General features: G+C 42.0%; 10 protein-coding genes and 1 other RNA gene. 6 read left to right on the plus strand and 5 right to left on the minus strand.

What is annotated here, in order from left to right:
• Nucleotides 1–353: 353 nt before the first annotated feature.
• Both GKR61_RS16555 and ydiJ read right to left on the minus strand, forming a co-directional pair.
• A complete protein-coding gene (locus tag GKR61_RS16555; protein WP_036950426.1) occupies nucleotides 354–770 on the minus strand; it encodes a hotdog fold thioesterase in 417 nt (138 codons plus the stop codon).
• Nucleotides 767–3,823: a D-2-hydroxyglutarate dehydrogenase YdiJ gene (gene ydiJ / locus GKR61_RS16560; RefSeq protein WP_154639910.1), complete on the minus strand. Its 3,057-nt coding sequence runs from the start codon at nucleotides 3,821–3,823 to the stop codon at nucleotides 767–769. Before ydiJ ends, GKR61_RS16555 begins: the two co-directional genes overlap by 4 nt.
• 254 nt (nucleotides 3,824–4,077) lie before the next feature.
• Between ydiJ and ydiK the strand changes: the two genes are divergently transcribed.
• Both ydiK and rprA read left to right on the plus strand, forming a co-directional pair.
• Entirely contained in the window at nucleotides 4,078–5,193 is a 1,116-nt protein-coding gene (ydiK, locus tag GKR61_RS16565; RefSeq protein WP_154639911.1) for an AI-2E family transporter YdiK, read from the plus strand.
• A 233-nt stretch (nucleotides 5,194–5,426) separates the two neighbouring features.
• Nucleotides 5,427–5,536, plus strand: an RNA gene (rprA, locus tag GKR61_RS16570) — antisense sRNA RprA.
• Nucleotides 5,537–5,877: 341 nt separating this feature from the next.
• Here the strand turns inward: rprA and ppsA are convergent.
• Nucleotides 5,878–8,256: a phosphoenolpyruvate synthase gene (ppsA, locus tag GKR61_RS16575; RefSeq protein ID WP_108479015.1), complete on the minus strand. Its 2,379-nt coding sequence runs from the start codon at nucleotides 8,254–8,256 to the stop codon at nucleotides 5,878–5,880.
• Nucleotides 8,257–8,537: 281 nt separating this feature from the next.
• Here ppsA and ppsR point away from each other — a divergent pair, with 281 nt between their 5' ends.
• The 4 genes from ppsR to GKR61_RS16595 all read left to right on the plus strand — a co-directional run bounded on the left by ppsR (nucleotide 8,538) and on the right by GKR61_RS16595 (nucleotide 13,826).
• On the plus strand, nucleotides 8,538–9,380 hold the full coding sequence (gene ppsR, locus GKR61_RS16580) for a posphoenolpyruvate synthetase regulatory kinase/phosphorylase PpsR (protein ID WP_036950523.1): 843 nt from the start codon (nucleotides 8,538–8,540) through the stop codon (nucleotides 9,378–9,380).
• Nucleotides 9,381–9,516: 136 nt separating this feature from the next.
• On the plus strand, nucleotides 9,517–10,566 hold the full coding sequence (locus GKR61_RS16585) for a 3-deoxy-7-phosphoheptulonate synthase (protein ID WP_154599993.1): 1,050 nt from the start codon (nucleotides 9,517–9,519) through the stop codon (nucleotides 10,564–10,566).
• A gap of 271 nt (nucleotides 10,567–10,837) precedes the next feature.
• Nucleotides 10,838–12,964, plus strand: a complete 2,127-nt coding sequence (locus GKR61_RS16590; protein ID WP_154639912.1) for a TonB-dependent receptor domain-containing protein — start codon at nucleotides 10,838–10,840, stop codon at nucleotides 12,962–12,964.
• A gap of 490 nt (nucleotides 12,965–13,454) precedes the next feature.
• The gene (locus tag GKR61_RS16595) at nucleotides 13,455–13,826 is read left to right on the plus strand and encodes a helix-turn-helix domain-containing protein (RefSeq protein WP_006813273.1); all 372 of its coding nucleotides are present in this window, start codon (nucleotides 13,455–13,457) and stop codon (nucleotides 13,824–13,826) included.
• Between the two features lie 83 nt (nucleotides 13,827–13,909).
• Here GKR61_RS16595 and GKR61_RS16600 read toward each other — a convergent pair whose 3' ends face one another.
• Nucleotides 13,910–14,926 (minus strand): lipoate--protein ligase A, encoded by a 1,017-nt coding sequence (locus GKR61_RS16600; RefSeq protein WP_036950440.1) that lies wholly within the window; start codon nucleotides 14,924–14,926, stop codon nucleotides 13,910–13,912.
• A 74-nt stretch (nucleotides 14,927–15,000) separates the two neighbouring features.
• Nucleotides 15,001–15,486, minus strand: coding sequence for a C40 family peptidase (locus GKR61_RS16605; protein WP_036950443.1), 486 nt, complete (start codon nucleotides 15,484–15,486; stop codon nucleotides 15,001–15,003).
• Between the last annotated feature and the right edge of the window lie 105 nt (nucleotides 15,487–15,591).

Genomic DNA, 15,591 nt, shown 5'->3' on the forward strand with positions numbered 1-15,591 from the left:
CCTGTTATCAGCGATTTCTTCTCTATATGACATGGTAATGATTACCCATATGACTTCAACCATTTGTTTTAAGAGGTTATAGCGATGAGAACGGTTTACTGACAGGATTTTAGTTTATGGAAATATCTAACCAATTAATAATTAAGAAATAAATCTCATTCATGATAATGTTTTTTATGTATTATTGAGTACATAAAAATAACACAAATTAATAAAGTGATATTCGGTTTAGTACCACATTCATTGAATGAGAATGAATAAATTAGATAAGTTATAAAGAATTGATATGAAAGATAAATATAGGATTGATACCCTCAAATAAACTGAGGGTATCAGAAGAAACAAACTGCTGATTATTCAAACAATACGGCAGTTGTTAAACGGGAGGTGCAACACAGTTGGTTTTTCTCGTTAAAAATTTCGATATTCCACACTTGCTGACGGCGCCCTAGATGAATCGGTTTGCATACACCTCTCACCACACCTTCTCGCGCTGCACGAATATGGTTTGCGTTAATTTCCACACCAACTACACGTTGATCACCTTCACTGCATAGGTAGCCTGCGATTGAACCTAAGGATTCAGCCAATACAACCGAAGCACCACCGTGTAGCAAACCAAAAGGCTGTTTGGTGCGATGGTCGACTGGCATGGTACCTTCAAGGTAGTCATCACCAAAGCCTGTAATTTCAATCCCTATATGGCCTAACATACAGCTTTCAGCCATTGCCGCCATTTGTTGCAAGTTAAATTGACGCTTCCAAATCATGAAACAATCTCCAGTAAGGCTTGAATTGGGTGTTTGATTGCCGTTTTTTCCATTCGTTTTACTTGGCTACGACAAGAATATCCCGAACTTAAGCAGCGTTCTAGGGGTAGTTTTTCTATCGCAGGTTTCCACGATAGATTGTAAATGCCTTTTGAATTCTCAAGGTTCGCGACTTCATGACCATAAGTTCCCGCCATTCCACAGCATCCAACACTCACATTAGTGAGTTTACGCCCGTAACGGGAAAACAGTGCAGCCCATTGGTTGGCGCTATTGGGTAATGCCGTTGATTCGGTACAGTGACCAAAGAGATACCAAGGCTGCTCATCAGTTCCGTCATTTTTGGTTTGTTCCGGTAATGAGATTAGCCATTCATGAGCCAGCATTACCGTAAATTGGCATTGCTCCTCACCTAAAATTTCATGATATTCATCGCGATAACACAGTACCAATGCAGGGTCGACACCCACCATCGGTAATTGCAGTTTAGCAACACGATTTAAAAAGTCTGATGTTTTACGTGCAGTTTTCGCAAAACGGCTTAAGAAACCTTTGATATGTTGTGCTTTGCCATTCGGTGAGAATGGGAGTAACACAGGCTTATAGCCTAACTTTTCGATCAGACGAACAAAATCCACCACCACTTTTGCATCATAGTAGCTAGTGAACGGGTCTTGCACCACGAGCACATGTTTTTCGCGCTGGCTAGCAGACATTCCTTCAAGTTGTTCTAATGTCAGGGAGGTCGCTGCATGCCCTGATAACTCCTGTTTCAGCGTCGGTTGAGAAAATAACGGTAAATCCACCATACCAATAGTGTGTTCGCTCAGTTTCTGAACCACCGTTTGACGCAAGAAGAAGTTAAAAACGCCCGGTGCTTTTGACATTAACGGAGCACTAGCTTCCACATTCGCCACAATATGGTCACGAACTGGTCGCAAGTAACGGCTATGATATAGCGCAAGAAATTTTGCCCGGAAAGACGGCACATCAATTTTAATGGGGCACTGAGTCGAGCACGCTTTACAGGCTAAACACCCAGACATTGACTCTTTTACTTCATGGGAGAAATCATAATCCCCTAGCTTCGCCCGCCATGAGTTACGCGTTTTTTCAATCAACCCACGTAACGATGGAGACTCGCTTCTCACGCCTTTTTCAATTTGCTCTGGTGTAACGCCCTGCTCCGCCAATAAACGCAGCCATTCTCGAACTAACGTTGCACGACCTTTCGGTGAATGCACGCGCTGGCGGCTAATTTTCATCGATGGGCACATTTGACTTTTTACATCAAAGTTGAAACAAAGCCCGTTGCCGTTACAATCCATCGCACCTCGGAACTCTTGGCGTATTTGAATTGGGATTTGACGATCGTATGTGCCGCGTTTGGTTGCATCCACCTGTTTCATTGGGGCATCGATACCCGCTGGTGGACAAATTTTTCCGGGGTTCAAACGGTTATAGGGATCAAATGCCGCCTTAATATTACGCAGCTCACCGTAAAGCACTTCACCAAAGAATTCTGGGCTATATTGCGCTCTGAAGCCTTTACCGTGTTCCCCCCACAGTAAGCCGCCATATTTTGCAGTCAAAGTAACAATTTCATCCGAAATTTGCTTCATTAACATTTCTTGCTGAGGGTCGCACATATCTAATGCTGGGCGAACGTGTAAAACACCTGCATCCACATGACCAAACATCCCATAATTTAGTTTATGGCTATCCAGTAGCGCTCTGAATTCCTCGATATAATCCGCAAGATGCTCCGGTGGTACACAGGTATCCTCAACAAATGGGATGGGTTTCGCGGCACCTTTGCTGTTACCCAATAATCCCACCGCTTTTTTGCGCATATTATAGATACGAGTAATATCAGCAAGGTCATGACAAACTTGGTAGCCAATCACGCCCGCTCGCTGACTCGCCATCAATTCATCAAGGCGCTGGCATAAGCTATCAGTCAAACGATTGATTTCATCTGCATCATCGCCACTAAACTCAACAATGTTCAGCCCAAGCATCTCTTTATTCGGTACATCGGTGATCAGCGATTTTACGGAGTGCCAAACAATATCTTCTTTCGCAAGATTCAAAACTTTCGAGTCGACAGTTTCTACCGAGAGTGCTTGCGCCTGCACCATAAATGGTGCGTTACGCAATGCGGATTCAAACGAATCATATTTGACGTTCACCAAACGGCGCACTTTCGGTAGCGGCGTAATATCCAACGTGGCTTCCGTAATAAACGCCAGCGAGCCTTCAGACCCTGTTAAAATTCGCGTTAAATCAAACTGAGTAAGGTCATCATTAAAAACATGGCGTAAGTCATAGCCCGTTAAAAATCGGTTTAGTTTTGGAAATTTTTCTTCAATTAACGGACGTTGCTCTAAGCAGCGTTCAAGTACAGTTTTATAGATACGCCCTTCGACTGAATCCTCTAACGCAATCGTTTGGGCGAGTTCGATAGGCATAGCGCGAGTATCAAGGCAAGCGCCACCCAAAACCATCGCTTTAACCCCTAAAACATGGTCTGACGTTTTGCCATACACTAATGATCCCTGCCCAGAAGCATCTGTGTTGATCATCCCGCCCAATGTCGCACGGTTACTTGTGGATAGCTCCGGAGAGAAAAAGTAGCCATACGGTTTTAGAAATTGGTTGAGTTGGTCTTTAATCACGCCAGCTTCAACTTTTGCCCATCCCTGTTCTGGGTTGATTTCTAAAATTCGATTCATATAGCGGGACATGTCCACTACAATCCCTTCGGTGAGTGATTGCCCATTAGTGCCCGTTCCCCCGCCGCGTGGCGTGAAACTTAATTCACGGTATTTGTCTTGCCCTGCGACGCGCGTAATGATTTGTACGTCAGCGCTGGAACGCGGGAAGATGACAGCTTGTGGTAATAGTTGGTAAATGCTGTTGTCAGTCGCCATGGATAAACGCTCAGCGTAGCTGGTGCCAGTATCACCAGTAAAACCTTGCTGTTGTAGCTCGTGCAGAAATTGGATAGCTAACTGACTAAGATGTGGTGCTTCAGATATACGCGGGATCATTATTAATCATGACTCTTGTTGTTGAGTAATCGCATTTGTCGTTATGTACTATCTTTAGTTTAAGTAGCACAATAGGCACAAGGTTTATTGGAGTGTTCCCTCGCAGCCTGTAAAGATAGCGCATCTGCCGGTGACATTGTCAGTAAAACCATATCACAATATCGTTTCTTTTAAGCATGAAAAATAATTACACTATTTTCACCTGTAAAAGCCCTAACCCCACAGAATTTTCATTTGTTAAGGATTGATCATTAATGGAAAAATCGCAAAAACGTTTGGATTTACCCAAACTCATCCTTGGACTGCTCTCCATTATCTTTATGATAGCGACCTGTTTTTGGGTCTTAAGCCCATTTATTTTAGGATTCGTATGGGCGGGGATGATGGTGATTGCTACTTGGCCAATTCTCTTACGACTACAAGCACGCCTATGGAATAAGCGCTGGCTTGCTTCGCTGACCATGGTTCTACTGATCTTCCTTCTTTTTGTTATTCCAACCAGTATTTTGATTGGCAGCATTATTCAAAACAGTGCGCCGCTTATCGAATTGGCGAAGTCACCGGCCAGTATCACCTTGCCGGATTTAGAGTGGCTGAATCAAGTGCCTATGGTCGGAGAGAAACTGTATTACGCTTGGCACAGTTTAGTAACAAGTGGTGGTAATGCGTTATTGGCTAAAGTACAACCTTATTTCGGTCAAGCCGCAGGATGGTTTGCAACGCAGGCCGTTAGTGCCAGCCGCTTCTTATTCCACCTCGTATTGATGCTGCTGTTTAGTGGGCTGCTCTATTATAAAGGCGAGCTGGTGACAATCGGTGTTCGTCACTTTGCTGTACGTCTTGCGGGCATCCGCGGCGATGCGGCTGTGGTACTTGCAGCACAATCTATTCGTGCAGTCGCACTTGGCGTAGTTGTTACTGCGTTAATTCAAGCCATTGTGGGTGGGGTTGGTCTTGCTCTATCGGGTATTAGCTATGCTGCCATTTTAACGGTCTTGATTTTTATCTGCTGTGTTGCACAACTTGGCCCACTATTAGTCATGGTACCTTCCGTTCTGTGGCTATTTTGGACGGGAGATACTACCTGGGCAATTATTCCCGGGGTTTGGGCGGCAGTGGTTGCCACTATGGATGGAGTGCTACGACCTTGGCTAATTAAAATGGGTGCAGATCTTCCTATGGTGCTTATTTTAGTGGGAGTTATCGGCGGTATCTTATCATTCGGTATGATTGGCTTATTCATTGGTCCTGTGGTGCTGGCTGTCTCGTATAGCCTGCTCAAAGCGTGGATGAATGAAGTGGCACCACCAAGTGAAAATTTAGAAGCCACCGAAAAATTCCTTGAAGAAGAATTCTTAATGAAGAAATAAATTTCATTTAATTCGAGAAAACATGTTTCATTTTGGACATGTTTTCTCGACTATCTATTCTCATTAATATTTAGAAACAATATTTAACACACTACTGTTAGTTTTTATCTTTAATTATGTTAATATTCTCCACATCGAATGAATAATCATTTGGGAACAATAAGTAATATGGTATTAAGAGTGTTCCGAGTGATTAACTTATTTAAACAGTTTAATATATCCCTGTTAATATCTCTTCGATAACGAATTAATAAGTTATGTTATTTAATTTCTAACGTAACTTACTTAACCAAATTGCTGTGTGTAGTCTTTGCCTGTCAGCCCATGATAGGCTTTTTTTTTTATCTCTATCTCCCCCACACTCCGCTTCTCTGTTGCATAGTTAATATAATATTCCAATTACTCTCTCTATACGTAATTACGCATAATTAGAGTAATGGATTTAATGGTTTTAATTATTTAATAACTTTTTATTTAACATTAATAATGAATCCATTTATGAGACTATAGTTTTATTTTGCTGAAAATCTGAATAATATATTATGAATATTTACGTAAATTAAACTTACATTGAGTTTAATTCTATCGCTGTAATAGGTTGTCTCTATATATAAACAAAGGTCGGCAAATAATAATTATTTACCGACCTTCTTATAATGAACAATCTAAAAATGAATAATTAAATTATTGATTTCCAGCGATTGTTAGCCAAGTGTGCACTACTGTGTCTGGGTTCAACGATAAGCTATCAATGCCCTCATCCACCAGCCATTGTGCAAAATCTTGGTGGTCTGATGGGCCTTGCCCACAAATACCGACATATTTGTTCTGACGCTTCGCAGCCTTAATTGCCATTGACAACATTGCCTTAACCGCATCATTACGTTCATCAAACAATTCAGATACAACACCAGAGTCTCTATCAAGACCGAGGGTTAACTGAGTCATGTCGTTAGAACCAATGGAGAAGCCATCGAAATGTTCAAGGAACTGATCAGCTAGCAGTGCGTTAGATGGGATTTCACACATCATAATCACTTTTAAGCCATTCTCACCACGTTTCAGGTCATGTTTTGCCAGCTCAGCAACCACCGACTCGGCTTGTGCTACTGTGCGAACAAACGGAATCATAACTTCAACGTTAGTCAGACCCATCTTATTACGAACGCGTTTAACGGCTTCACACTCCAGTGCAAAACATGCACGGAAGCTATCTGACACATAACGCCCCGCCCCACGGAAGCCCAACATAGGGTTCTCTTCCTTCGGCTCATATTTATCGCCACCAACGAGGTTGGCATACTCATTGGATTTAAAGTCAGATAAACGCACGATCACGCGTTTTGGCCAGAATGCTGCAGCGAGTGTTGAAATCCCTTCCGTCAGCTTGCTAACGTAGAATTCAACAGGGTCGTCATAGCCGACCATCATATTGCGGATTTCTGCTTGTAATTCTGGCGTCTGAGCATCGAACTCTAGCAGTGCTCTTGGGTGAACACCTATCATGCGGTTGATGATAAATTCGAGTCTCGCTAAGCCAACACCTTCGTTTGGTAAACACGCAAAATCAAATGCACGGTCTGGGTTACCGACGTTCATCATGATTTTGACGTTCAAATCAGGCATGTCGTTCACTTCTGAACTGTGGATTTCAAACGCCAATTTACCGTCATAAACAAAGCCAGTATCCCCTTCAGCACAAGAAATAGTGACATCTTGGTCTTCTTTCAGGCGTTCAGTTGCATCACCACAACCAACAACGGCAGGGATACCAAGCTCACGCGCGATGATCGCCGCATGGCAAGTACGACCGCCACGGTTTGTTACGATAGCAGCCGCTTTTTTCATGATAGGTTCCCAATCGGGGTCCGTCATGTCCGTCACTAATACGTCACCCGGCTGAATTCTATCCATCTCACTTAAGTTATGGATGACTTTAACCGAACCTGCGCCAATGCGATGACCGATTGCACGACCTTCAACTAAGACCTGCCCTTGGTCTTTCAGTTTATAACGCTCCATAACCTGTTGGTTAGAACGAACGGTTTCCGGACGCGCTTGAACAATATATAGACGACCATTATGACCATCTTTTGCCCATTCGATATCCATTGGACGACCGTAGTGTTTTTCGATCTGTAAAGCTTGACGAGCCAGCTCTTCCACTTCGTGATCGGCTAAAGAGAAACGATTGCGTAGTGCTTCTGGCACATCTTCAATCTTCACTTGTTTACCGTGCTCTTTACTGTCGGCATAGACCATCTGCAATTTTTTAGAGCCTAATGTACGACGTACAATCGCAGGCTTATTATTTTGCAGGGTTGGTTTATGGACATAGAACTCATCTGGGTTTACCGCGCCCTGTACCACCATCTCACCGAGACCATATGCGGAGGTAATAAACACGACTTGGTCAAAACCAGACTCAGTATCGATAGTAAACATAACGCCGGAAGAAGCGAGGTCAGAACGCACCATTCGTTGTACACCCGCAGATAACGCGACGCCACGATGGTCGTAGCCTTGGTGTACACGATAAGAAATAGCACGGTCATTAAACAGCGACGCAAATACATGTTTAATGGCAACCAATACCGCATCAATCCCTTGAACGTTGAGGAATGTCTCTTGCTGCCCAGCAAATGAGGCATCAGGCATATCTTCAGCGGTTGCTGATGAGCGAACAGCGAATGACGCTTCGGCTTCACCTTCAGATAATTGAAGGAAAGCTTCACGAATATCCTGCTCTAATGCTTGCGTCAATGGGGTATCAATCACCCATTGGCGGATCTGAGCACCGGCTGCCGCCAGTTGATTCACATCATCAATATCCGTTTCATCTAGCAGGTTGTAAATACGCTGGTTTACACCGCTCTGCTCCAGAAAATCATTAAACGCCTGTGCGGTTGTCGCAAAACCGTTTGGTACGGATACACCAAGATCGGACAAGTTGGTGATCATTTCACCGAGGGAAGCGTTTTTGCCTCCAACACGGTCAACATCGTTCATCCCTAATTGGTTATACCAAAGTACATTACACGGAGTAAGGCCATTTGTGGACATTGAAAGCGATCCTTTTATAGCAATTTAGTGACAGACAACAAATCGTAAAAAATCTCGTTGGCGAAAATTCGCCTCGCGAATAGACTAGCACAGACGTTATGGGAAGATGGACTGGTGAATCGTTCCATCAATTAATAAAATTTTTTTGTTCTAAAAATTGTTCAAAATTTGTCTATACTTCCCCCCATAAATGATTTTTAAATGTTTATTCACTTACAATATTTTCCAAAACTCAGAAAAAATACGATAAAAAGAAGCCAGTTATGAGCGAATTAAATTCTATGAGTAAAAATGCCAGCCAAGTTCAACGTACCGTTTTTTTCATCTCTGATGGCACCGCAATCACAGCTGAAACGTTAGGGCACGCCGTCTTATCTCAATTTCCATTATCCTTTATTTCTTACACTTTACCGTTTGTTACCACGCAAGCACGAGCGCTTGAAATTAAACAAAAAATTGACACTATTTATGCTGAAACAGCCCTTCGTCCACTGGTGTTTTATTCAATAATTTCCTCAGAAGTGAAAGAAATCATCACTCAAAGTGCAGGATTTTGTCAGGATATTGTGCAAAGTTTGGTCGCCCCAATACAGCGAGAAGTCGGGTTAGAACCGGAGCCAAAACTCAATCGTACTCACGGGTTATCCATGCAAAATATGAACCAATATGATGCCCGTATTGCAGCAATTGAATATACCCTCGCTCATGATGATGGCATTTCATTACGTAACCTTGAACAAGCTCAAGTAATCTTAATTGGCGTCTCTCGCTGCGGTAAAACACCAACAAGCTTATATTTAGCGATGCAATTTGGCATACAAGCCGCCAACTACCCATTCACTGCCGATGATATGGACAATTTACAGCTGCCTGCCGCATTACGTCCCTATACCCATAAACTTTTTGGTTTAACTATCAGCCCTGAACGCCTTGCCGCAATTCGTGAAGAACGCAGAGAAAATAGCCGTTACGCCTCGCTTCGCCAGTGTCGTATTGAAATTGCTGAAGTAGAAGCGCTATTTAGACAGAATAAAATCAATTACTTAAATACTACCAACTACTCTGTTGAAGAAATTTCAGCCAAAGTGATTGATACGATGGGATTACAGCGTCGTATTTTTTAGCAAAATAAAATATAAAAAATTATTCATTCAACCCAAGTTGGTGGTTTGAATTTGAGCCAGTTTCGTTTATTGTGACCTTAGTCACTAATACGGCTGTACAAAAAGGCTCAGCCGAGTAAAAGTTTTGAGAAACAAAATGCATAAAACAGATGAGTTACGAACTCAGCGAGTGGACAGTTTAATTACGCCACAAACACTCGCTGAGGAATTTCCGATATCCCAAGCAATCGCCGATAACGTGACAGCGTCACGTAAACGAATTGAAAAGATCCTATCAGGTGAAGACCCGCGTTTGCTGGTGATTGTAGGTCCTTGCTCTATTCATGACATTGATGCCGCAATTGAATACGCTAATAAGCTAAATACGTTACGCCAAAAATATCAAGATCGCTTAGAAATTGTCATGCGCACCTATTTTGAAAAACCGCGTACCGTTGTGGGCTGGAAAGGTTTAATTTCTGACCCGCACCTTGATAACTCATGCCAAGTGAACACCGGCATTCGTTTAGCGCGCAAGCTTTTGATTGAAGTTAATCAATTAGGATTAGCAACCGCTACTGAATTCCTCGACATGGTGACAGGACAATATATTGCGGACTTAATTAGCTGGGGAGCGATTGGCGCTCGTACCACCGAAAGCCAGATCCATCGTGAAATGGCATCAGCGCTCTCCTGCCCTGTTGGTTTTAAAAATGGTACCGATGGTAATATCAATATCGCTATTGATGCTATTCGTGCCGCCAAAGCGCAGCATATGTTTTTATCACCAGATAAGAGCGGGCAGATGACAATCTACCAAACCAGTGGTAACCCTCATGGGCATATCATTATGCGTGGTGGCAAGAAGCCTAACTATGAAGCGCAGTACATTTCACAAGCTTGTGAAAAATTAAATGAGTTTGGTTTAGCTGAGCATTTAGTGGTGGACTTCAGCCATGGTAACTGCCAGAAAATTCATCGTCGCCAATTAGATGTAGCGCAAGATATCGCTCAACAGATTAAGCAAGGCTCAACAGCAATTAGTGGTGTGATGGCAGAAAGCTTCTTAAAAGAAGGCAATCAAAAAATCTGTGCAGATCAGCCTCTAGTTTATGGTCAATCAATTACCGATCCATGTTTGGGTTGGGAGGACACTGAACAATTGATTGAAATACTGGCTGACGCAGTTAACTTCCGCTTTAAATAACCTTTTCATCCAAAAATGACACCTGCGCTTTAGCTTATTTTCAATCTAAAGCGCTTATTTTCATTTGCCCTCTAAATAACTCACTGCAAACACATTCATCTAAAGAAATAATTAACTATTTATTTTGAAAAACTCAGTATTATTAACTAAAAAATACTTGATGCCGCCATTTTATTATCGATAATGATTCTCGTTTTTAACTATAAGCCACCTCTGATATTTTTTATTATCTCGGTAGCCAGAATCATATTACTCAGGAAAGGATTTCCTAATGGCGTTTACATTGAGATCAGCATCAACTTCAGATGCTTCACACAGCAAAGTATTTTCTTTATCAACATTAGCCGTCGCCCTTGCTATGACTGGATTCAGTACCTTAGCCGCTAACGACGTGATCCACGTAACCACTACCCCTCTAAATAACGAAAAATTTGCCGTTGCCGAACAATTTGAGGTCATTGATACTACGGCACCAGAACAACAAACTGCCTCATCTGCTCTCGATTTGTTAAAGGGTCAAGCGGGCATTTTTGTGACTGGAGCAGGTAGTACCTATGGGCAGTCAGTGCAGATGCGAGGCTACGATTCACGTGGCGTAAAAATTATGGTGGATAATGTTCCCCAAGATTTTTATTCGGGCTTATTTGATGCCACCTTCATTGATCCATCATTGATCAGCAAAACTTACATTCATAAAGGCGCGTCTTCTGTACAACATGGAAGCGGCGCACTGGCTGGAACTATTTCCATCAAAACGTTAACGCCATCGGATATTCTTAAGCCCGACCGAAAATTTGGTGGTCGTTTATTCGGTGGAATGAATCGCAATGACCCCAGTTATCATGCGGGAGCCACGCTTTTAGGGCGTTTAGGTCCACTAGATGGCGTAATCAGTTACACCCAACGGAAAAAACAGCTAGCTGGATCGCCTGTTTCCAATAAGTATGACCATCGAGAATCAGTGCATAACTGGTTATTCAAAACAACGTGGTATGCGCTTCCCGCCTATTCTATCGGTTTGCATTACAAAGAATACCGCAATGATGCCATTGACTTAAAACAACCAGAAGTCATTGACACCCGTCAACCTAAATTTAAAAACTCCCCTCACCAGAGGGAAACCATACAAAAAGACATTATCATTGACCAAAATTTCACACCTAATAATCCATTGAATTGGCAGGCAAATTGGTCACTTTATTACACCAACCTTCATCTTTCACAATTAGATTTACAGAAAAAATCAAACATTTTTACGTCATACAGTTATGACACCGAAACGCGTAATCAATACACCTATGGAAGTCAGTTTTCTAATGACTTCTCCATTCATACGCCACGTTTAAGTCATCACGTTCAAAGCGGAGTTGATTATGTTCAGCAACATCAAGTGTCTAATGAATATGCTATAAGCTACCCCCCAGCCGAGATTTCGAATGCTTCTGCCTGGTTAATCGATGATGTAAGCTTAAAAAGCGTGCCTGTGACTTTGTCTGCGGGAACCCGTTTTACCCATTACAAAACTGCACGTGAAAATGTTGGCAAACAGCAGCACAATAATTGGTCATCGCGTTTTGCCGCTACCATCACACCAACGAGTTGGGTCAAATTACATTCATCCTATGCCGAAAGTTATCGTGCCCCACGTCTCTCTGAACTTTACAATAACTCTAACCATTTTACTGTTCCCCTACTCGGTCTTGTCTCTGATTTCCGCCCATCACCCGATTTAAAACCGGAGACAAATAAAACGGTTGAGGCTGGATTCACTTTCAGTTTTGATAATTTTGTTTTGCAGGGTGATGAACTGCAAATTGGCTCAACTTATTTCCATACAAAGTCAAAAAATCACATCGTGACCAGTGGTGATTTTAAGAAGGTCAGTGGAAACTGGTTCCCATCGCAAATATTCTTGGAGAATATTCCATCTGCGACGATATCCGGGTTTGATAGCCACATTCGATATTCAAATGAGTGGTTTGACTTCAATATCAACCACAATATCACTGACGGGCGAGAAAATGATACGCATTATTCCCTATCGGCCATTCGCCCTGAAACACTGATAATGCGTTTCAATGCACCAATTGCAAACAGTGACGTCAACGTGGGTTGGTCCGGTGAATTTACCGCAAAAACTAAATTCATGGGGAACTCACAATATCAATCATCGAACCAAAATACAGAGAACGGGTTAGATCGCAAACACCGTGAAGTGATTCAATATGCAGGTTATGGCGTACATGACTTTTACGTAAACTACAAAGCCGACCAATTTGTCAAAGGGCTAAATACCACCCTGACCCTGAAGAATGCGTTTGATAGAAACTATGTCTCTTCTATGGGCGTACCACAGGAAGGTCGTAATTTTTATTGGAATGTGAATTATCAGTGGTAATTAATAAGTAACTACATATTGAAATCAGGTTCATTTACCCCAATCTTAAATTTCATGGGTAAATGAACCTTTCAATACATCGCACTATTGTTAAGAAAACAATTTACCTCGGAATTTCCTGTTAATTGTTATATTACCTTGAGTTATTTTGTTCATAATAACATCAAATAAAATTTCAATAATTTACTTGGTTAATAAAATAGAACAGCACCAACAATAAATTTGAATAAGTCTATTAACAGCCTAAATAAAGCTATTTTTATCCAGAAAAATAATCATAATCAATTGAATTAAAAGATAAATTAACATTCATCTATGTATGTTTAGTTTTTCGCATTTCAATGAAAACTATCGTAACAATAGTTATTCTCATTCAAAAACCGCACGATTAGCCTATCGATATATCGGAAAAAAAGGAAGAATAGACCATAATTTCATGAGTTATTATTAGTTATTAATGAACAATAGCCTACTAGAGTAGGAGGTAGATATGTCAGAAAGTGTAGTCAATGAAATCATTAGATGGCTTGAAAGCCAATTACAACGCAATGAAGGCATCAAAATCGATACTATCGCGGATAAAAGCGGATATTCGAAATGGCATTTGCAGCGTGTATTTAAAGAACTTAAGGGCTGCACGCTAGGCGAATATGTTCGTAAACGTCGCCTGCTAGAAGCCGCTAAATCATTACGTGAAGGCAACTTACCTATTCTAGATATCGCGTTGCAATATGGCTTTAGCTCTCAAGCCACATTTACGCGTATTTTCAAGAAACATTTTGATACTACCCCTGCTAAATTCCGTCAAGCGGGTGAGTTACCAGAATGCAAAACTTTTATGACTTGCAATTGCCATCATTAAGCGCGCATTAGATTTTCGTTACACCCTCAAACACCCATTCCAACGAAATCTATATTTTGAGCCGATAATTATCGGCTCTTTTTTTATCTCAGCTCGTTAACGAGCCAATTTTCTAAATCTGCAAACTGTTCAGCCAATGCGGGCCACTGCGTCTTCATTTGAGTCATTAACTGACGGATGGTTTCCGCTCGATAAACTTCTCCCACCAATTGCTGGCTTAACCATTCTAATGGCGATGGATCGAGACTGTCGGTGAAAAATTGGCAGCGCGTGATCACGCCTTTTTCAATATCAAAATGAAACTCAATACCGCCCCATGGGAATCGAGTATCCGCCATGTGACTAAAAGCAGGCGCTTGCCCAAAGTTCCATTCCCAGCTACTTTGCTTCGCAAATGTCTCTGCAAAATTAGGTAAATCAGGGAGCTTCTCTGGTGAGATATATTCTGGCTCGACGGTTTCACCATAATAACTAAAGAAGCTATTTATGATCCCTTCGCACACTTTTTCATGAGAAATATCCGGTACTAGCTCATTTAAGTTGGCAACTCGAGAACGCACTGACGTAATCCCTTTGGCTTGCAGTTTTTTAGGATCAGGATTGAGGTAATTTGCTAAACGACTTAAATCGGTATTAATCAGTAAAGTACCGTGGTGAAAGCCACGATCTTTAGTTTCACGGTAGGCTGAGCCTGAAATTTTTCGTGGACCATTTTCGGTTTCGAGGACTAAATCATTACGCCCAGAAATTTCAGCGTGGATCCCGACTTTTGCCAGCCCATCCACAATAATTTGCGTTGAAATGGTTTTATCATATTCCGGTTTCCCTGCCATAAAGGTAAAACAGGTATTGCCTAAATCTTGAAATACAGCCCCGCCACCACTGCTACGACGCGCTAATCGAACATTATCTTGTTCCATTTTGCGAGTGTTACACTCTTTCCATGGGTTTTGAGCGCGCCCGATAACCACCGTATCGGCATTACGCCATAGGAACATCACGCGTTGGTCAGCTGACATTTGACGGAAAATAGTCTCTTCAACCGCTAAATTAAACCAAGGATCGAAGGATTCAGAAATAAATAAACGTAATGTAGACATTCGGCTATCCTAAAAGCAAAACTTGCTCCTAAGATAGCATAATCACTGAAGAATTAATGAGGAATGAAGCGAAATTAGATGCGCCGTGCCTGCCAAAACACTTTTCGCCAATAGCTATTATCCATCGATGAACGCATCACACCTTTACTAGTAGATGCATGGATAAATGTGTTATCAGTATCGTAAATCCCAACATGCAGACCGTTTTCCCCTGATCCCGTTTTAAAAAATACAAGGTCACCCGGCATTAAATCCGATTTATCAATACGCGTACCTAAACGCGTTTGGTCAACCGTCGTACGCGGGACTTCAATCGCAAAGCGATCACTGAATGTTCGATAGACAAAACCCGAACAATCCACACCATTTTGGCTCATGCCGCCATAGTGATACGGCGTGCCATACCACTGGCTTAGCTGGTCTTTGAGCTGCGCGATAGTCATTATGGGATCAGACAATTGGGTTTTCATTGGCGGTGCTGACGTCCGTTTTACGGATGAAGAGCAGCCAATCAACACGAGGCAACACAGCAATGGTAGGTATTTGAGATTCACTATCATAGCGTACCTTATAGATAACCAGCGGGCATAGATAACCCCAAAATAATAACCTTAAGTGATATCTTAATACGCGAGACTATAATGTACAATGATCAACAGTGCAGC

This window comes from Providencia sp. wls1916 (assembly GCF_009706585.1).
GTDB lineage: Bacteria > Pseudomonadota > Gammaproteobacteria > Enterobacterales > Enterobacteriaceae > Providencia > Providencia lanzhouensis.